At 55.4% G+C, this 19,055-nt stretch carries 15 protein-coding genes and 1 riboswitch; of the genes, 9 read left to right on the top strand and 6 right to left on the bottom strand.

Annotation, left to right across the window (positions count from 1 at the left end; genetic code table 11):
- From pseI to H9I52_RS05765, 6 genes are read left to right on the top strand one after another with little or no spacing between them, the layout of a single operon-like run.
- Nucleotides 1-1,050, top strand: a complete 1,050-nt coding sequence (gene pseI / locus H9I52_RS05790; protein ID WP_187453048.1) for a pseudaminic acid synthase — start codon at nt 1-3, stop codon at nt 1,048-1,050.
- 40 nt (nt 1,051-1,090) lie between these two features.
- A complete protein-coding gene (locus H9I52_RS05785; protein WP_187453047.1) occupies nt 1,091-2,038 on the top strand; it encodes a hypothetical protein in 948 nt (315 codons plus the stop codon).
- The gene (locus tag H9I52_RS05780; protein ID WP_187453046.1) at nt 2,025-2,729 is read left to right on the top strand and encodes a PIG-L deacetylase family protein; all 705 of its coding nucleotides are present in this window, start codon (nt 2,025-2,027) and stop codon (nt 2,727-2,729) included. Before H9I52_RS05785 ends, H9I52_RS05780 begins: the two co-directional genes overlap by 14 nt.
- 26 nt (nt 2,730-2,755) lie before the next feature.
- Nucleotides 2,756-4,039, top strand: coding sequence for a hypothetical protein (locus H9I52_RS05775; protein WP_187453045.1), 1,284 nt, complete (start codon nt 2,756-2,758; stop codon nt 4,037-4,039).
- Nucleotides 4,040-4,053: 14 nt separating this feature from the next.
- Nucleotides 4,054-5,454 (top strand): DUF7033 domain-containing protein, encoded by a 1,401-nt coding sequence (locus H9I52_RS05770; protein WP_187453044.1) that lies wholly within the window; start codon nt 4,054-4,056, stop codon nt 5,452-5,454.
- A gap of 15 nt (nt 5,455-5,469) precedes the next feature.
- On the top strand, nt 5,470-6,945 hold the full coding sequence (locus H9I52_RS05765; RefSeq protein WP_187453043.1) for a lipopolysaccharide biosynthesis protein: 1,476 nt from the start codon (nt 5,470-5,472) through the stop codon (nt 6,943-6,945).
- Here H9I52_RS05765 and H9I52_RS05760 read toward each other — a convergent pair.
- Nucleotides 6,938-7,729: a hypothetical protein gene (locus tag H9I52_RS05760; RefSeq protein ID WP_187453042.1), complete on the bottom strand. Its 792-nt coding sequence runs from the start codon at nt 7,727-7,729 to the stop codon at nt 6,938-6,940. The genes H9I52_RS05765 and H9I52_RS05760 overlap by 8 nt on opposite strands.
- Nucleotides 7,730-8,273: 544 nt before the next feature.
- Here H9I52_RS05760 and H9I52_RS05755 point away from each other — a divergent pair.
- Together H9I52_RS05755 and H9I52_RS05750 are read left to right on the top strand one after the other, a co-directional pair.
- Entirely contained in the window at nt 8,274-9,095 is an 822-nt protein-coding gene (locus H9I52_RS05755) for an SDR family oxidoreductase (protein WP_187453041.1), read from the top strand.
- A gap of 58 nt (nt 9,096-9,153) precedes the next feature.
- Nucleotides 9,154-11,781, top strand: a complete 2,628-nt coding sequence (locus tag H9I52_RS05750) for an MGH1-like glycoside hydrolase domain-containing protein (protein WP_187453040.1) — start codon at nt 9,154-9,156, stop codon at nt 11,779-11,781.
- A gap of 107 nt (nt 11,782-11,888) precedes the next feature.
- Here the strand turns inward: H9I52_RS05750 and H9I52_RS05745 are convergent, their stop codons facing one another.
- The 4 genes from H9I52_RS05745 to H9I52_RS05730 all read right to left on the bottom strand — a co-directional run bounded on the left by H9I52_RS05745 (nt 11,889) and on the right by H9I52_RS05730 (nt 16,957).
- Nucleotides 11,889-13,367 carry an amino acid permease gene (locus H9I52_RS05745; protein WP_187453039.1) on the bottom strand — a complete coding sequence of 493 codons (1,479 nt, stop codon included), beginning with the start codon at nt 13,365-13,367 and terminating at the stop codon, nt 11,889-11,891.
- Nucleotides 13,368-13,709: 342 nt separating this feature from the next.
- Nucleotides 13,710-13,801, bottom strand: a riboswitch (SAM riboswitch).
- A gap of 73 nt (nt 13,802-13,874) precedes the next feature.
- The gene (locus tag H9I52_RS05740) at nt 13,875-14,627 is read right to left on the bottom strand and encodes an EcsC family protein (RefSeq protein ID WP_187453038.1); all 753 of its coding nucleotides are present in this window, start codon (nt 14,625-14,627) and stop codon (nt 13,875-13,877) included.
- A 129-nt stretch (nt 14,628-14,756) separates the two neighbouring features.
- On the bottom strand, nt 14,757-15,767 hold the full coding sequence (locus H9I52_RS05735) for a Gfo/Idh/MocA family protein (RefSeq protein WP_187453037.1): 1,011 nt from the start codon (nt 15,765-15,767) through the stop codon (nt 14,757-14,759).
- A gap of 53 nt (nt 15,768-15,820) precedes the next feature.
- Entirely contained in the window at nt 15,821-16,957 is a 1,137-nt protein-coding gene (locus H9I52_RS05730) for a DegT/DnrJ/EryC1/StrS family aminotransferase (RefSeq protein ID WP_262385945.1), read from the bottom strand.
- Between the two features lie 156 nt (nt 16,958-17,113).
- On the opposite strand from H9I52_RS05730, the gene H9I52_RS05725 reads away from it, so the two are divergent.
- Nucleotides 17,114-18,058: a DUF6565 domain-containing protein gene (locus H9I52_RS05725; RefSeq protein WP_187453036.1), complete on the top strand. Its 945-nt coding sequence runs from the start codon at nt 17,114-17,116 to the stop codon at nt 18,056-18,058.
- A gap of 73 nt (nt 18,059-18,131) precedes the next feature.
- Here H9I52_RS05725 and H9I52_RS05720 read toward each other — a convergent pair whose 3' ends face one another.
- Nucleotides 18,132-19,040 carry a glycosyltransferase family 2 protein gene (locus H9I52_RS05720; protein ID WP_187453035.1) on the bottom strand — a complete coding sequence of 303 codons (909 nt, stop codon included), beginning with the start codon at nt 19,038-19,040 and terminating at the stop codon, nt 18,132-18,134.
- Nucleotides 19,041-19,055: the final 15 nt, after the last annotated feature.

Here is a 19,055-nt window from a genome sequence, read left to right as displayed (position 1 = left end):
ATGCAGGATATCATCATCGGCAACCACCGCATCGGTGAGGGCAACGCACCGTTTATCATCGCTGAAATGTCGGGCAACCACGGCCAATCGCTGGAAAAAGCCCTGGAAATCGTGGATGCCGCCGCCGATGCGGGGTGTCAGGCGCTGAAAATTCAGACCAGCACTCCCGATATGCTGACCCTCGACAGCCGCGAACCCGATTTTATCGTCCGCGGCGCCAACGATGACTGGGAAGGCCAATCTTTATACGAACTCTACACCACCAACCACACCCCTTTTGAATGGCACGCGCCTATTTTTGCTCGCGCCGCCGAACGCGGCATGGTGGGTTTCAGCTCGCCCTTTTCGGTGGAAGCCATTGATTTCCTGGAAACTCTGAACTGCCCGATTTATAAGATTGCCTCGTTTGAAAACAACTGGCCTGATCTTATCCGGCGGGCGGCGCATACGGGCAAACCCGTTATTATTTCCACGGGCATGGCCGATCTGGCCGACCTCGAACGCATGGTGCGCACCGTGCGCGACGAAGGCAACGACCAGGTGGTGTTGCTGAAGTGCACGAGCACCTACCCCGCCGTGCCGCTCGATACCAATTTGCGAACCATTCCGCACCTGCGGGCTATGTTTGGCTGCCAAGTCGGCCTTTCCGACCACACCATGGGCACGGGCGTGGGCGTAGCAGCCACGGTTTTGGGCGCTACAGTTATTGAAAAGCACCTCACGATCCGGCGCTCGGATGGCGGCCCGGATTCTTCCTTTTCAATGGAACCGTCCGAAATGCGTCGTCTGGTGCAGGAGTGTCAGCAGGCCCAACAAGCCTTAGGCACAGTACATTACGGCCCCACAGCTGCCGAGCAGAAGTCGCTGGCTTTTCGTCGCTCCATCTACGTGGTGAAGGATATTGAAGCGGGCGAGCTGCTGACCGAAGACAACATTCGCGTCATCCGGCCGGGGCATGGCTTAGCGCCCCATTACTTGCCACAGGTGCTAGGCCGACCGGCGCGGCAGGCCATTCGGCGGGGCACGGCGCTTACGTGGTCCGTATTGTAAGCCGCGCGGTTAAACGACCCATTTTTCTACCTTCACGGCTATGGAAATCCGGAAATTTGACAACGGGAGCTATATCATTGCTGAGCGCCTACACATCGGCAATAACTTTCGCATCGGGCCCAATACTACCATCCGGGCCACCGAATGCCACATCGGCAACAACGTAACGATCGGCGCGGGCAATGCCTTTTTGATCGGCCAGCGCTTGGAAATCGGGGATCTGACCATCTTTGGCAACGCCAATAACCTGACCGCCCGTACCGTTAAGGTGGGCGAATATGTCTTTTGGGATTCGAATGTAGTTGTGGGCCACGGAGGCAAATTCAGCGAAGACGCCCACCTGCGCGTGGGTTCATATTCTATGATTTGCGCCCGTATCACGCTGAATGTCAACCACTCCATTTCCATCGGCGAGTACGTCGGCATTGGGGAGGACGTCGCCGTCTGGACGCACGGCTCCTACCTCCCTGTGCTAGAGGGCTTTCCGGCCGACTTTGGCCCTGTGAGCATTGGCGACAAAGTGTGGCTGCCAGCCAAATCGACGGTACTGCCCAACCGCCGGATAGGCAACAATGTAGTCATTGGTACTAACTCTTTGATTAACAAGGATTTACCTGATGGCTGCTTAGCTGGCGGAATTCCGGTGAAGATTTTGCGCGAGAACTTCTACCCCAGTCAGGATACTGGGCGCAACGAAGAACTAGTGCGGCGCATCATTCATGACTATCAGCAGTTGGCGGCCTACAAGCAACTGCCTGTTGAAATTTCTTACGACACGCATACGCAGCAAGTACGCTGCAACGGCGCAGTCTTCCACCTCGATACCATGAAAACCAGCGGAACCTTTACGGCTGTGGAAGAAGATTTTCGAGACTTTTTGCGCCGCCGCGGCATTAAGTTTTACAACGGACAACCTTTCTCGTCCGTTTTGCCAGAAGAATACCGTCGTCTTTTAGCCGTATCCCCCGACGCCGATGGAGTTGACTAACAAGAAGATATTGGTTGTAGTGGCCCACCCCGACGACGAGTTGCTGGGCTTAGGAGCCAGCATTCACCGTCTGGTGCAACGGCAAGGGTGCACGGCTCGGGCCATTATTCTGGGTGAAGGCATTACGTCACGATCGGCAGTTCGCGATCCGGAAAAATGGTCGGCCGCGCTGACAGTGCACCGCAGCAACATCGAACGGGCGGCTACCGCCATCGGCTACACCTCTACCGGCGTGTATGATTTTGCCGATAACCGCTTCGATTCGGTAGACCTACTGGATATGGTAAAGGTTGTGGAGCAGGAAAAAGAAGCCTTTCAGCCCGACATCATTTTCACCCACCACGGCGGCGACACCAACATCGACCATCGCCGCACGTTCGAAGCCGTGGTGACGGCTTGCCGACCGCTGCCGGGCGAACCCATGCGCACGATTCTGGCTTGCGAAACGCCTTCGTCAACTGAGTGGCAAGCGGCAAATTATCCCAACCCATTTTTGCCCAATTTTTTTCTGGCCGTGTCGGAGGCGGATGTAGACGCTAAAATTTCCGGCATGGAAGCCTATGAGTTTGAGAAGCGTACCTACCCACACCCCCGCTCCCCGGAAGCACTTCGTATTTTGGCACAGCGCTGGGGCATTGTGATCGGGCAGCCGTATGCGGAAGCTTTTATGCTGGTGCGCCACATTGGCTAACCTGCCGAAGCGATGACCGAAAGAACATGGTGACCCGGCTAGTAGCACGCCTGCAGGATATTTTGTACGTCCGCTTTACGGATCATTTTGCTTCGTTCCCAGCACATGTGCTGGCCAGCATCTCCCCGCCTAATCCGCTTAAGCGGTTGGTCAAAACACTGGGCTACAGCGTGGTAAGGCTACTCGGCAATGTGTTTCGGCCCATTCGCACTCCCGAAAACCTGCATGGCGCGGTATGGCTGTATGTAGTTAGCCAGAACAATTACGAATCGCTGCAATTCATCCGGGAAAGCCGCCCAGACACGGTGCTGGTAGCAGGCCAACAAAAGGAAATTGGCCGGTACAACAAATTAGTCAACCGCCTTTCCCTTCGTCGTAAGCTACTGTACTACTGGCAATTACCTATTGTCTTTTGGGGCTTATACAAAAGAGAAGGCAAGAGAGCCTGGCGCTTTTTCGATCTGATTTTCAACGCTATTGGCTACTACGAAGTGTACGTGCGGACGCTGCACCACTACCGTCCGCGGGCCATTATTTTCGCCAACGATCACAACGACGATGCGCGCGCGTTGCTGCTGGCTGCCCGCGCCTGTGGCATCCCGACCGCCTACGTGCAACATGCGAGTGTTAGCACCAATTTCCCGCCGCTGGGCTTCGATCTGAGCTTGTTGGAGGGGCAGGATGCGCTCGACAAATACCGTCAGTGCGGCCCGATCCGGGGCCGTGTTGAATTGGTGGGCATGCCCAAAGCCGACGCTTTTTTGACGCAACGCAATCTAAATCAACATGTTGCGCATGTTGGTATCGCTTGCAATATTCTGGACGATACGGACGCAATCGCGGTCGTGGTTGAGTACTTGCTGCGAGAGTTTCCTGCGCTCACGTTCACCTTCCGCCCGCACCCCAGCGACCGGCGCGACTTTGTTTTCCTGCGAGCGCACCCGCAACTGCTGGTCTCGGATGCGCGCCGGGAAAACATATTCGAGTTTCTGCTTAAACAGGACGCGTTGATTGCCGCTGATACCTCAACTCACCTCGAAGCTACCCTCCTGAATGTAGCGAGTCTGTATTACCGTTTCAATCCGCACGGCGTTGCGGAAGACTATTATGGCTACGTCGCGCACGGCCTCGTCGATCAGGCCCACACGCTTCCCGACTTAGCTGCCCTGCTTCGTAAATACCAGGCATACAAGCCATTGGATCATTATCACCGGGCGGCTTATTACAACGCAACACTTGGCACGCCTGACGAGGGCTACAGCCAGCGGCGCGCGCTGAGCATAGTGCAAGCTTGGCTTCCGTTGGTCTAGTATCTTCGCGCGTAATGGCTTCTGCTCAATATGTTACGCCTTCTCGGCTCGCCTCAGCGGCGGCCTCCACCCAAGCCAGACTGGCATATATACTGCTGCATTTTAGGGTCGCCTACCCCGGGGCCGCAGAGGTTTCGATTGGCTATGAGGGTACGGGCTCCCAAGTAGAAATAACGGCTGGCGCTGGGGCTTTCTTTAGCCAGACGTCTTCTTATCCGCCCGCGCCCACTTGGCGCGAGTGGCGCGGCCGGCGAGTGCCGTTTTTCTTCGACGTTGCTCTGGCTGCTGAGCTACTGAAGTTTTCTTCAGAACGCGTTGTTATTCAAGCAGATATAATTTCAGGAGCGTTTTATCTGTTGAGTGGATGGCAGGAATATTTCTCGGAAGCCCGCGACCAACATGGGCGGTTTCCGTTCCAAGCCAGTGTGCAGCAGCGCTATGGCTTCGTGACGCTACCCGTGGTAAATTATTACTTCGACGTGCTTAAAACAGCGGTCGAGCACGTTACGGGGCGGAAGTTGCACTCGCGTCGCTGGACGGACGAAGCACCATTTGCCACGTTTGTTACGCACGACATCGACAACCTTCACAGCGCCTGGAAAGCGCCCGCTAAAGCAGCCCTGCGCCGGCGCGATTGGCTGGCCTTCGGTCGACAACTGTGGCTTCGTTTCACCCAACCCGACGCCTGGGACAACCTTGAACACGTGCAAGCAACTGTAGCTGAGCACGATGCAAAGAGCACGTTTTTTTTACTGCCCCAGCATCAGCCGGCGCCCAACGGCACACCTAATGCAGACTACCGACTCCAGAGTATCTGGCGGAGGATGCAGAGTTTGCAGGCCAAAGGAGCAGAATTAGCGCTACACGGCAGCATTGGCACCGCGACTAACGCTAATCGGCTGCGCGGCGAGGCTTCTAAGATAAATGCCTCAGAATCAGATACTTGCGGATTGCGCTTTCACTACTTAAGCTGGGAACCCCGCATCACGCCCCAACTTGTTGACCAGCTGCATTTTGCCTTTGATTCGACGCTTGGGTTTGCCGAGCATTTCGGTTTTCGCCATTCCTACTGCCTTCCCTTCTATCCCTTTGATTTTGAGCACGGTAGAGCGCACAACTTTCTCGAGATTCCGCTTAACGTGATGGATGCCACGTTGCACCACCCAAAGTACCTTCAGCTCCAGCCCACTGAAATTCTGCCGGCGCTCACGCCGATGCTACAGGAAATCGAGAGGTTTGGGGGCATCTTTACCCTGCTGTGGCACAACGAAAACTTCGACCCGGCCAACGAACTGACCGGGCCGCGGCAGTTCCACGCCATCATGAAGTACCTTCGCAGCCGCAACACCGCATTTCTGACGGGCTCTGAAATTCTGGCGGCGCAAAATCGGCGGGTAACCGGCGATTCACACTGATAAGGCATAACTGAATTGGGCATCGTTCAGCGGCAAGGGCTGCGCAACACCGTTATTTCGTATTTCGGACTGGGACTGGGCTTCGTCAATACGACGCTGCTGCTGCCTAGCTTCCTGGAACCCAGGCAGATGGGCCTGACCACGGTGCTGGCGTCTATTGCCACGATTTACGCGCAATTGTCGGCGTTTGGCTTTGCCAGCATGGGCATTCGGTTCTTTCCGTATTTCCGCGACGCCCAAAACCGCCACCACGGGTTTTTGCCGCTGCTGCTTGGGCTGCCGCTGCTCGGGTTTGCCGTCATCACGGTGCTGTACCTGCTGGGGCGCCCGCTGGTGCTGCAGCTATACGCCCACGACGCCGATTTGCTGGGCCCTTACTATCTGTGGGGCGCGGTGCTGGCGCTATTTACGCTGCTGTATTCGTTGCAGGACGCGTACCTCAAAGGCCTCTACCACACGGCTTTCTCTTCCTTTTTGCAGGAAGTGCTGCTGCGTATCCTGATCGCGGTGGTGGCCTTTCTGTTTGGCAAAGGCTACCTCACGTTTCACGAGTTTGTGCTGGCGTATATCGGCGTCAATAGCTTGATAACGTTGGTGTTGACGGCCTACTTGGCCGCCATTGGAGAGCTACACCTACGGCCGACGCGGGCTGTGCTGCGGGTGCGGCCGGTGCGGGAATTGGTCAATTTTGGAGCGTTTGCACTGCTATCCAACATCTCGGGTACCATCATCATGTCAGTCGATTCGCTGATGCTGGGTTCGAAAAGCAGCTTTGCCGATGCCGGGATCTATGCCATCGCCATGAACATTAGCACGGCGCTGGTGATTCCGGCGCGGGCGTTGGGCAAAATCGCTTTCCCCCTACTGGCCGATTATTGGAAGCAGCAAGACCTCACCCGCATGGCCGATTTTTACCGGCGTACCACGCGCCTGCTTACGGTCGCGGGTTGCTGGCTGGCGCTGGGGATTGGCCTCAACCTCGATTTTATTTATTCGCTCATTAAGCGCCCCGAGTACGCGGCCGGCACTACGGCGGTACTTTTGCTGCTGGCCGGGCGGCTGTTCGACAGCATTACGGGCGTCAATGGCCTGATCGTGGTGACGTCGCCGCGGTACCGTTACGATCTGATTTTCAACATCTCCCTGGCCGTAGCTACGGTGGTGCTCAACCTGCTGCTGATTCCGCCATTGGGGCTGCAAGGGGCCGCCTTGGCCGCACTGCTTGCTTTGGTCAGCATCAATGTGGCGCGCACGTGGTTTGTGTGGCAAAGCTACCGCATGCAACCGTTTGACTATCAGATAGTTATGATATTGGGTGCGGCCGCTCTTGCGGGGTTGGCAGCTTGGAGCCTGCCCTTGATCCACTCCATCTTTGTGACGATGCTCTTGCGCTCCGGTTTGCTTACGGCGCTGTATGCGGGCCTTTTGCTAGCCACTCCGTTGCGCCACGACCTGCTGGCTTTTATCAGAAAGACAAGCGCCTCTAAATAAGAGACTTAAGCCGGGAAAGCACGTTCTCAACGGTAATGGGCTTGCGCTTGGGCTTTTGCGTGGTGGGCGTAAAAAAGCCGCGTTGGGCGTAGTCGATGTCGATGTGGTGCTTCTCAAACAGCTCCAGCACCACTTTCTTATCCCACTGCTTGCTGACGATGCCCGTCGCGTCGTAGGGAAACAAATCGTTGTGCGGATACAGGTCGCGGTTGAGCGTGTAGAAGGAATCTTTGACGCGGTGCGCCCGCTTGTTGCCGAAGTACTCGAACTGCCAAGGGTTTTCGTGCTTGCGCACGTAGCGCCGCATCTTCTCTTTGTTGAACAGAGAGGCCTGTAAACTAATGCGGTAGGCATCTTTCTGGCCTACGGTCCACAAATCAGGGTGGAACGACGGGGTGAACGGGCCTAGGTTACCCGGATCGGACAGGCCTACATACGTGATGTCGTGCGCCTGCATCAGGTTAACCAATTCCTGAATCTTCGCCGGTTGAGCAAATCCCTTCAGGAAGTAGTCTTCTTGCAGATACAACACGTAATCGCTTTCAATCGTGTCGAAGGCGTTCAGAAAGCATTCGCTCCAGGTCAGCTCCGCTTGTCCTGTGCGCAGGCTGGCCTGCGTTGGCCGGATATCCAACCCGGGAAAAGCAAAGTCTTTATGCTCGGTATTTAGGTATATTTTCTGCTGACAATCAGGCCAATACGCTTTAAACAACGTGAAAAACGGACCCCAACAATCATCGTAGCTATCCGTGCTGTTAACCAGGATAGAGTATTCTGTATTCATACCCATTCGCGTTAATGTAAGAAGCTAACCGGGTGGGAAACTCTCTAGTAACAGTCAGCAACAACGACACTCATCAACACTGCTACTGGAACTTGCGGGAACGTACCCCAAATGTATATAACATTTTTTATTATTTTTTATGTTAATCGAATTTTAATCCTAGTACAACGGGATATTACCAGATATAGTCATGTGCTTATCAATAAGTCATATTCTATAATGAGGCAAATAAGATTGCAGCCTACAGTCCTCGCTCGCGCATATTTAGGGTTATCTGGCATACGCAAGGTTGCTGCACTTACTGCATAACCCTCACAGAGCTACATGTTTTTCAAATTCATAATAACTTGATTATCAATATATTACATAAATAACAATAAGTTTTCCTGTTCAGTTTTGCGCAACGCAACTGGTTTCCAAACGTAACGTATCGCTGGCTTGAGCGAACAAGGGACCGGGAAAGGCCCTTTGCCAATTGCCGCTGCATCGGAGACGTAGAATTCCTATACTCGCCGTGCTGTTGTTTATCCAATTCACCTGATCTATGGCCGACTCTACTCTTACTACACCCCATCTGGACAAACAAATTGCGCTCGTAACCGGCGCTAGTTCGGGCATCGGCACGGGCGTGGCCAAGTCGCTGGCCGAAGCCGGCGCGACAGTAATCGTCAACTATGTGCACGATGCGGAAGGCGCCGATGTAGTGGTCAAAGAAATTGAAGCGGCTGGCGGCCAAGCCCTTGCCCTGCAAGCCGACGTAAGCAAGGAAGCCGACGTGCTGAAGATGTTTGGCCAGATTCTTGACCGGTTCGGCACCCTACACATTCTGATTAATAACTCTGGCGTTCAGCAAGATGCTCCTTTCACGGAGATGACGCTGGAGCAGTGGCAAAAGGTGATTGACGTGAACCTAACCGGCCAGTTTCTCTGCGCCCGCGAAGCCGCTAAGGAGTTTATCCGGCGCGGCGTGCAGCCCGAAGTATCCAAAGCGGCTGGCAAAATCATTTGCATGAGCTCGGTGCACGAAGTAATTCCGTGGGCTGGCCACGCCAATTATGCGGCCTCCAAAGGCGGCGTGATGCTGCTCATGAAAACCATGGCCCAGGAGCTGGCGCAGCACAAAATCAGGGTAAATACCATCGGGCCGGGCGCCATCAAAACGCCCATCAACAAGGAGGCCTGGGATACGCCGGAGGCCGCCGAACAATTACTCAAACTCATTCCTTACGGCCGCATCGGCGAGCCCCACGACGTGGGCGAAGTCGCGGTGTGGCTCGCCTCCGACGCATCGGACTACGTGCACGGCATCACACTTTTCGTGGATGGCGGCATGACACTTTTCCCGGGCTTTATCGGCAACGGGTGATGTGCCCGGCAGCCAACGAGCTGCCTTTTTTCACCTCAATGGGCACCTATTTACTTCCATGACGCAGGAACAACATCGTTTGGCTGAAAACAAAGCCCAAACGGCCAACTGGCAAAAATTTGGCCCTTACCTTACCGATCGGCAATGGGGCACCGTTCGAGAAGACTACAGCGCCAACGGCAATGCCTGGGAATACATTACGCACGACATGGCCCGCAGCAAAGCGTATCGCTGGGGCGAAGAAGGCATTGGCGGCATCAGCGACGACGAGCAGTTGCTGTGCTTTTCGGTGGGCCTTTGGAACGGAGTCGATGGCATTCTGAAGGAGCGCCTATTTGGCCTCACCAACGGTCAGGGCAACCACGGCGAGGACGTGAAAGAGTGTTATTACTACCTCGACAACACGCCCACGCACTCCTATATGAAGATGCTGTACAAGTATCCGCAGCAGGAGTTTCCGTACGTGCAGCTAGTGCAGGAAAGCAAGCAACGCACTCGCGAACAACCTGAATACGAGATACTTGACACTGGCATCTTCGATAAAGGCCGCTACTTCGACGTGTTTATTGAGTACGCCAAAGCCGGCCCCGACGATATCCTGATTCGGGTGACGGCCCACAACCGCGGCGTGGAAGCGGCACCGCTGCACATTGTGCCGCAGCTGTGGTTCCGGAATACCTGGGCCTGGGATTTTGGCATTGCACGCCCCAAAATAAGCATTGGCGGCACCAGCACGTTGCAGACCGAGCACGAGCTATTGGGCTCCTACAAGCTGTACTGCGCCCAAGACCCCGAGCTGCTCTTCTGCGACAATGATACCAACGGCCCGCGCCTCTACAACCTGCCGCCAGAGCGGCTTTTTTTCAAAGATGGCATCAACGATTACATCCTCAACCATGATATCGCGGCCATCAACCCGTTGGAGCGCGGCACCAAGGCGGCGGCCCACTACTCTTTTACTATCGAGGGCGGCACGAGCCAGACGGTGTGCCTGCGGCTGAGCAACAACACCGACCTGGAGCAACCTTTTGCGGGCTTCGAAGAGGTATTTGCGGCGCGGCAGCAGGAAGCCGATGAATTCTATAGGCACTTCGAAGAATCGCTGGCCACACCTGACTTGCAACGCATTCAGCGTCAGGCATTTGCTGGAATGCTCTGGAGCAAGCAGTATTATTATTACGATGTAGCCCAGTGGATCGATGGAGACCCGGCTGTGCTCACGCCGCCGCCGCAGCGCCAGAAGGGCCGCAACAGCAACTGGCGCCACCTGCGCAACGCCGACATCATCTCGATGCCGGATAAGTGGGAATACCCGTGGTACGCCGCCTGGGATCTGGCCTTTCACTGCATTCCGTTGGCCATGCTCGACCCCGAGTTTGCCAAAAAGCAACTCCTTCTGCTCACGCGCGACTGGTACATGCACCCCAACGGCCAGTTGCCGGCCTATGAGTGGCACCTAGCCGACGTAAACCCGCCAGTACACGCCTGGGCTACGTGGCGCGTCTACCAGATGGACCAGAAGCAGAACAACGGCCAAGGCGACATTGCCTTTCTAGAAGCCGTTTTCCATCGGCTGCTGCTCAATTTTACGTGGTGGGTCAATCGCAAAGACAAGGATAACCGCAACATTTTCGAGGGCGGATTCTTGGGCCTTGACAACATCGGCGTATTCGACCGCAGCGCGCCCCTGCCGACCGGTGGTTACATCGAGCAAGCCGACGGCACGAGTTGGGTGGCGATGTACGCCCTTAACCTGATGCGTATTGCGCTGGAGCTGGCCAAAACCAACCCAGTTTATCAGGACATGGCCAGCAAGTTTTTCGAGCACTTTCTCTACATCGCCGAGGCCATGACCAAGGTGGGCGATGAAGCCTACAACCTGTGGGATGAGGAAGACGAATTCTTTTACGACGTGCTGCATACGCCTGACGATGAGCGCATTCACTTGAAAGTACGCTCTATCGTAGGTCTGATTCCGCTGTTTGCGGTGGAGGTGCTCGACGACGAAATGCTGGCGGCCATGCCCGAATTTCAGTACCGACTGAAGTGGTTTCTGGACAACCGGCCTCATTTGGCCGAGTTAGTGTCGCGGTGGCAGGAACCGGGCAAGGGCGAGCGGCACTTGCTTTCCCTGCTCCGCGGGCACCGCATGAAAAAGCTCCTTCACCGCATGCTCGACGAGTCCGAATTTCTCTCCGAATACGGCGTGCGCGCCCTCTCGCGCTACCACCTCGAGCATCCGTACGTGTACGAAACCCCCGAGATGGATTTCTCGGTGCGCTACGACCCCGGCGAGTCGGTTTCGGATTTGTTTGGCGGCAACTCCAACTGGCGTGGTCCCATCTGGTTCCCAATTAACTACTTGATAATCGAGTCGTTACAGCGTTTTCATTTTTACTACGGCGATACTTTCGAAGTAGAATATCCGACGGGCTCGGGGCAGTTCAGCACCCTTAAAGAAATCGCCGCGGCCCTCTCCGAACGCCTGACCAAGCTGTTTGTTCGCAATAAAAAAGGCCAACGACCCGCGTTTGGCAAGTACAAGCTGCTGCAAAAGGACCCGCACTTCCGCGACTACCTCCTGTTCCACGAGTACTTCCACGGCGACAACGGCAAAGGCCTAGGTGCCAGCCACCAAACCGGCTGGACTGGCCTGATTGCCAAGCTGTTATATACCCCAAAATAGTACAGCAGCCACAGCGCCAAGCGGCGGAATTGGTATTTACTCCTGACTTACGCACAACAAAAAAGCCGACGCAATGCGCCGGCTCTTTTGTTATAAGTAAGTTCATATCAACTAATTACCTCTTGCGGGGCGGGTTGCGCTTCAGCCTGAATGCCTTGCCGCAGCTTGCTGTTTTTCTTGCCATAGCCGAAGTAGATCGCTAATCCGATGGCCAGCCACACAAACAGACGAATCCAAGTGTCGGCGGGCAATGACAGCATCATCACCAAGCAGGTTAGGATGCCCAAGATCGGCACCAGCGGTACCCACGGCGTGCGGAACGGGCGCAGCGTGTTGGGTTCGCGCTTGCGCAAAATCAGGATGCCAATGCACACCATCACAAAGGCCAGCAACGTGCCGATGCTCGTCATTTCGCCGACGACGCTGATGGGCACCAGCCCGGCAAACAGGCTAATAAACACGCCCAGCAGCAGATTGGACTTGTGCGGCGTCTGGAAGCGCGGATGAATCTGGGAGAAAACGCCGGGCAGCAGCCCATCGCGCGACATGGTAAAAAACACCCGCGACTGGCCCAGCAAATCGACCAGAATCACGGAGGTATACCCAATCAGAATGGCGATGATGATGGCTTGGCTGAGCCAGGCATAAGGCGTCTTCTCGATGGCAATGGCCACCGGCGCCGCGCTGTTTTTGAACTCCGTGTAATTGGCCAGACCCGTCATGACGTGCCCAAACAGCACAAACAAAATCGTGCAGATCACCAGCGAGCCGATGATGCCGATGGGCATGTTGCGCTGCGGATTCTTCGTTTCCTGCGCCATGGTAGCCACGATGTCGAAGCCAATGAACACGAAAAACACCACCCCGGCACCGCGCAGAATTCCGCTCCAACCAAACTCGCCAAAGTGGCCCGTGTTGGCCGGAATATAAGGATGGTAGTTGGCTGGGTTGATGTACTGCCAGCCCAGCACGATAAACACGGCCACCACGGAGAGCTTCAGGGCCACCACAATGCCGTTGTAAACGGCCGAGCCTTGCGTACCACGAATGATGATGGCCGTGATGAAGAGCACGATCAGGATGGCGGGCAAGTTGATAAAACCCGACACCACCGAGCCGTCGGCCAGCGTAACTTTTTCGAAGGGCGAAAGCACGAGCTGCGCCGGCATGTGAAGGTCGTATTTGGCCAGAAAGCGCACCAAGTATTGCGACCAGCTGATGGCCACAGTCGCGGCACCCACAGAGTATTCGAGCACCAAATCCCAGCCGATGATCCAGGCAAATAGCTCACCCAGAGTGGCATACGCGTAGGTATAAGCAGAACCCGCCACGGGCACCATAGAGGCAAACTCGGCATAGCACAAAGCCGAAAAGGCGCAGCCAATGGCCGCCACCACAAACGACAGCGTGACGGCCGGTCCGGAGTGGTTGGCGGCTGCAATGCCGGTGAGCGAAAAAAGCCCCGCCCCAATGATTACCCCGATGCCGATGGCAATCAGGTTGAGGCCACCTAAGCTGCGTTTGAGAGTATGAGAGCCGGTTTCGGCAGCTTCCTGCCGCAGAAGTTCCAATGATTTTTTTAACATACAATACGGTTCGGACAAGGCGGGCCACCGGCCGGCTTGCTGCCGGGTTATCACGATAGAAACGGGAAAAAGGGGCTGTGGACTACGCAGCTTGGCTATACCAGAATTACTTTACTGATTTATATATAAACTATTGATATTCAATGGTTTATATATAAGTATAAGTTCTGACTCCGTTAGGGGCCACAAGCTGCGGCAGTACCGAAAAACAATCAGCAACAACAACCAAATGCGAAGCTGCAACAGGCACGATCAGCCGTTATCAGAACGGAGCCAGCAGCCGTACGCGCACACAACAGGAACGGGGCAGAAAGGTTATTGGAAAAAGCCACGGCATTGTTGTTTTTATATGGTCAGGACTTGGCACCGTTTCGGATGGTCCGAGGGTTGCCGGCGTTTCATAGAGCCTGTCTCTCCACGCCTCGATATAAAAACAATCCTTTGATGGGGAAAGAATTGATGCTGCAAAGGTACGTGCCGCAACTTTGCATTACCAAATGCGATCTGTCAGGCGGCTCTTTCGGCGGGTACAGCAGCATCCGACTCGAGAAAGCGCCGCATGCGGAAGCAGTTCATGGCGGTTTCGCCAAGCTGCTCGATCAGGCGGTAATTAGCCACTGCTCCTACTGCTGCCCCAATGAAGGGCATCAGCTGGGCCATCTTTGCCAGATCGATGTAGTCGCGATACTCTTGCTGGAAAGTGCGCCAGTCAAAAGCTTGCACATCTTTGGGCAGCTGGTGGCGATACTCTTCCCAATTGACTACGCGGTGGTACACTTCGTTGCGGGTGTGCTGGCTCGAAAAGGCCAGCTGAAACACATGCAGCAGGTACAAGCGTTCGGTGTAGTCGCGCACATCGTATCCGTACAGCGACGCCACATCAAATAACAGCTTGATTTTGAGGCCTAACAGCAACGGAAAATCGGCCAGCCCCAGCAGGAAGCCGCCCGCGCCCGTAACGGCTCCTTCGGCCGAGGCCGTGTTGCGGTAGGATCGCACGCGGCAGCGAACCGACTTTTCACGCTCTTCCAGCGAGGCATCGGCAGTGGGCCGGCGCGTGAGGTACGAAGAGCCGTACAGCACGCCGCGCACCATCTGCTTGATGGTGACCGTGATGGCCTCGTGCAAACGCTCAGGCAGCCAGGCATTAAGGCGCATTTGTACTCGCCGCGTGAAGCGGTTGAGGTATGAGGGCGGTCGCTGCATCTGTGCTTGCCACGTCCGCAGCTCCGCATAAGCTAGCTGTTCGTAGGAAGTCATAGTATATAGATACGCAGAATAAAACCTACAGGCTCAATTCTTTACATCTATTCTGGCTAAAAGATTCAGGGGCCGATCCATTCTTTCCCCTCGGCACGACTTCCGCCCAAAGCACCGAACTCGCCCAAACTACCGCAACCGATATATCCGCTCAATGATCTCTACCACTTTCGCGCCTTCCTGCGCATTGGTTGTAACAGCGGCGTCATGCTGAATCACATCTATCACATTATCAATTACTTGCACATGGTTGGCAGCGCTCCCTTGGTACGCCCCGTAGTCGTTCGCCGGATTGGTGGGGGGCAACGCAGGTAACGTGTAGTCGCGCAGGTGGCAATATTCGACTTGGTCCAGGTACTGCCCCCCAATTTTGAGGCTGCCGTGCTCGGCAATCACCGTGATGGAGCTTTCGAGGTTGCGGTCCCACACCGCGGTGCTGTAGTGAAGCGTGCCAGAACCTCCACGCACCAAGTCGAAAGTAACGAGGCCGCTGTCTTCAAACTCCGTGATTCCCTGATGGTTGAAGTCTCGGAAGCGGGCCTGTAGGTTGGTAACGTCGCCAAAAACCCAGTACAACAAATCGATGAAGTGGCTGAACTGCGTGAAGAGTGTGCCGCCGTCCTGGGCCTGGGTGCCGCGCCAGCCGCCAGGACGATAATAACGCGCATCACGGTTCCAAAAGCAATTGATCTGGATGAGATAAATCTGGCCGAGTCGGCCTTCGTCGTAGACTTGCTTGAGCCAAGCGGCCGGGGGCGAGTACCGGTTTTGCATTACCCCAAACACCAACCGGCCTGTTTGCTGCGCTGTATGCACAATATCCTCAGCATCAATATATTGAAGAGCAATCGGCTTTTCAACAACGACGTGCAAGCCGTGGTGCAACCCCGCAATGGCTTGGGGTGCGTGCAGGTTATTGGGAGTTGCCACGGTCAAGACATCCGCGGCTATCTCGGAAGCAAAAAAGGCGTCTAAAGAATTGAAAAACGGCACCCCAAATTCTGCTTCCAATTCTGGTCGTAGTTCTGCGCGCACGTCGACAATACCTACCAGTTGTGCCCGTTCGTGGCGAGAAACCAAAGCAGCATGCCGACGGCCAATGTGTCCTACCCCACAGATGACGAAGCGGATCGGCGGCATAAGCTTATTACTCTCGGCTTGATGTAATGCTTTGATTTCCAAACAATAGGCACTTAAAAGCGGCGTATTACATCCACAATATACTCCACCTGATCGTTCGTCAACATAGGATGCATGGGCAGAGACAACACCGTACGGGACAACTGTTCGGCCACTGGGAATTGGCCGGCTTTGTAGTTCAAATAATGATAAGCGGGCTGCAAGTGCACGGGCAACGGGTAATAGATAGCGCTGGGTACACCTTGCGAGAGCAAATGCTGCCGGAGTTGGTTGCGGCGCTGCTCATTTTCAAGGGTGAGAGTGTATTGGTGAAAAACATGCGTGCTGCGGGGGTCGCGGGCAGGTGTATGCAGGTCGGCAACATCAGCAAGCGCAGCATCATAGTGGGCCGCGATGCGCTGCCGGGCGGCCGTCCAAGTGGCTAAGTATCGGAGCTTTACGCGCAGCAGGGCGGCTTGCAGTGTATCGAGACGGGAGTTGAGGCCGATGTGCTCGTGGTAGTATTTGCGGGTCTGGCCGTGGTTGGCGAGTTGGCGTAGGTACGTGGCACGGTCGGGGTCGCGGGTGAAAAGCGCGCCACCGTCGCCGAAGGCACCAAGGTTTTTGGAAGGGAAAAATGACGTCGTACCCACCGCGCCCACCGTGCCGGCCTGCATTTGCCTGCCATCGGCAAAGGTGTAGGTCGCGCCAAGGGATTGCGCGTTGTCTTCTATTAATACAATACCTTGATTATGAGTTATTTGCAACAACCTCTCTACATCAGCGCATTGCCCAAACAGGTGCGCAACGATGACCGCACCCGTACGCGGCGTGAGAGCCGCAGCCACCGCCACCGGGTCGAGGCCAAACGTATCGGGCCGCACATCGACTACCACCGGCCGCAAGCCTAGTATTGCAACTGTCTCAATAGTAGCCACATACGTAAAAGCTGGCACAATGACTTCGGCGCCCGGCGTAAGACGGAGACTCATCAGTGCCAATTGCAGGGCATCGGTACCGTTGCCGCACGGAATCACATGCGGGCCACCGAGATACCGGCTCAGTTCTTCGGCAAATTGTTCAACGTCAGCACCTTGAATGAACGCTGCTGCGCGCATCACTTTGCTTAAGGCCGCATCAAGTTCTGGCTGAATAGCGGCGTGCTGAGCCGCAAGATCGAGCAGTTGGATGGGTGTGGCGGGGACAGACAAAGTAAAGACGGCTACGGATATGCTTCAAAGTTATACGGCCTGCTGGAAGCGCCGCTAACGCTACCTGCTCCGCAACCTGCGCTTGCTTGGCGTCGTTAGTTAGAGAAAAATATTCGCAAGCGGATATTTCGTTTATGAAATTAAACCCTTGTTGCGATGCTTAAAAAGATCCTAACTATCAATGCGTTAACAGCGCTGCTGGCAGTAGTCGGCTTGACTGTTACCCAACTGGGATGTACGCCAAACCAGAAAAAAGAGACCTCGCAAGAAAGCGATAAAGCCTATAACGATTTCAAAACCTTCGTGTCGAACGCGGAAACAAAAGCCGATAGCGTGGGCGACGAAACGGAAGAGGCTTACAACAACGAAACCACCCAGATGAAGTCGGAATTTGACTCGAAAGTGGCTGCCGTTGACAAATACGCTGACCAATACGACAACAACCGCCGCCAGGAAATCGAGCAGTTGCGCACCCGCTACACCACCGCCTACGACAAGCGCGACGTGGCATGGCGTAACCGACCCAGCACAGTCAAAACTACTACCACCACAACTACTACCAAGACCAGCGGCAGTGACGACGTGCCAACTGAAACGGGCAAATACTACAAGCTCAGCAACCCGGCGGCCAGCATGACTGCGGCTAATGCGCGTAGCACCTACGAGAACTTTGTGAAGATGATTAAGGCCAACGAGGACCGCTACGAGATCGCCGACTGGCGCAACATCAACGCTGAGTGGCGGGCCATGGACGCAAAATACGATGAGATCAAAAAGGACGTCAGCGGCTCTGATAAACTGGAAATCTCGAAAGAAAAGCTCAAATACGCCGCCTTCAAATCGTTTGACAAAGCTGAATCGCGCGTGTCGCAGGGCGCTGACCTAGCAACCGGCCATAAAGAAGAAGCAGCCGCCAAAGGCGGTGGCGTGGAAGTTGGGCAGAGCGCTAAAAACGTGGGCGCCGACGCCACTAACGCCGGCAAAGGTGTAGTTAAAGGCGCCGAGAACGTAGGCAAAAAGGTAGGCAGTGCCGTGAAAGGCGCTTACAAAGACGTAAAGGCGGAAGTCAAAAACACTGACAAGAATCCTGATAAGAACTAGCTGCAACTTGCATTCAATCACAAAAGGCCGGACGTGTCCGGCCTTTTGTGATTTTTTTATATCTCTTTAATAATCAAACACTTACCGACAACTCCTCCAACAGCCAATACAGCTTTAGGGCGTCGAGTTGGCGCAAATTGGGCTTGCCGGAGAGCAGATTGAGCTGTACTTGCTGGTAACGCAACCGAAATGCCGCCCGTACTGCTTCGCTTAGTCCCAAACGGCGCAGGCGAAGGGCCGTGCGCAGGAGCTTGGTTTCGCGACCGAGCCCTTCCGTCAAATACAGGCGCGCGAGATTGCGCACGGCATCGTGGGTCTTTTGCAGAAAGATCGACGCGCTCTCCAAGCCGTCGTGGAGCACGGGGTTGTCGAGGTGGTGAACGGCCACACCCGCTGCGCGCAAAAGCCAACCAAATTTAGTGTCTTCGTGCCCATAGTCAGTTAGCTGCTCATCGAGTCCAAAGCGCCGAAAGACATCTGCCTGTATCAGCATATTATTCAGGGTCAGCTGGTTATGCGAATTACGTTGACGCAGAGCCGCTGGGCGCGCTTCCCGCAGCCGGCCGTAGAGCCACCGCAACCGCAACGCCGGATCGGTTGGCGGCGCCGCCGGATAAATCGTGCCGCCCACCAGCACGGGCGCCCGATCGCGGTTGTGCGCGTAGCGGGACAGAAAATCGGCGTCGGGCAATACGCTGTCGTTATCAAGCAATAACAGCCACGGATGGTGTGCCGCCGCCGCCAAACGGTTGCGAATGATGGCTCGGCCTACGTTTTCCGGTAGCTCCTCGTAGCGCACCGCTGCTAGGGAAGCCAGCCCGCGATTGAGCGCCGCAAACGCGACTTCCGATGCATCATCTAGACAAATAATCTCGACGGGGCCGTCCCAAGCCGGCGCTTGAGCCAGCAAAGCGCGCACCAGCCCCGTCACGTCGCGGTTGTACACCGGAATCAGGATGGAAAGTCCGGGCGCAATATCCATTGCAGCAACCCCTGA

This window comes from Hymenobacter sp. BT491, assembly GCF_014349165.1.
In the GTDB taxonomy this organism is placed as follows: Bacteria; Bacteroidota; Bacteroidia; order Cytophagales; family Hymenobacteraceae; genus Hymenobacter; species Hymenobacter jejuensis.
Note: the sequence above shows the minus strand (reverse complement) of the source record. Positions and strands in the feature narration are given on the sequence as shown.

Coding starts and splice junctions, on each gene's coding strand:
- H9I52_RS05720 (WP_187453035.1), bottom strand. CDS start 19,040: ATGGATATTGCGCCCGGACTTTCCATCCTGATTCCGGTGTACAACCGC.
- pseI (WP_187453048.1), top strand. CDS start 1: ATGCAGGATATCATCATCGGCAACCACCGCATCGGTGAGGGCAACGCA.
- H9I52_RS05770 (WP_187453044.1), top strand. CDS start 4,054: ATGGCTTCTGCTCAATATGTTACGCCTTCTCGGCTCGCCTCAGCGGCG.
- H9I52_RS05780 (WP_187453046.1), top strand. CDS start 2,025: ATGGAGTTGACTAACAAGAAGATATTGGTTGTAGTGGCCCACCCCGAC.
- H9I52_RS05725 (WP_187453036.1), top strand. CDS start 17,114: ATGCTTAAAAAGATCCTAACTATCAATGCGTTAACAGCGCTGCTGGCA.
- H9I52_RS05740 (WP_187453038.1), bottom strand. CDS start 14,627: ATGACTTCCTACGAACAGCTAGCTTATGCGGAGCTGCGGACGTGGCAA.
- H9I52_RS05735 (WP_187453037.1), bottom strand. CDS start 15,767: ATGCCGCCGATCCGCTTCGTCATCTGTGGGGTAGGACACATTGGCCGT.
- H9I52_RS05775 (WP_187453045.1), top strand. CDS start 2,756: ATGGTGACCCGGCTAGTAGCACGCCTGCAGGATATTTTGTACGTCCGC.
- H9I52_RS05785 (WP_187453047.1), top strand. CDS start 1,091: ATGGAAATCCGGAAATTTGACAACGGGAGCTATATCATTGCTGAGCGC.
- H9I52_RS05760 (WP_187453042.1), bottom strand. CDS start 7,729: ATGAATACAGAATACTCTATCCTGGTTAACAGCACGGATAGCTACGAT.
- H9I52_RS05745 (WP_187453039.1), bottom strand. CDS start 13,367: ATGTTAAAAAAATCATTGGAACTTCTGCGGCAGGAAGCTGCCGAAACC.
- H9I52_RS05755 (WP_187453041.1), top strand. CDS start 8,274: ATGGCCGACTCTACTCTTACTACACCCCATCTGGACAAACAAATTGCG.
- H9I52_RS05750 (WP_187453040.1), top strand. CDS start 9,154: ATGACGCAGGAACAACATCGTTTGGCTGAAAACAAAGCCCAAACGGCC.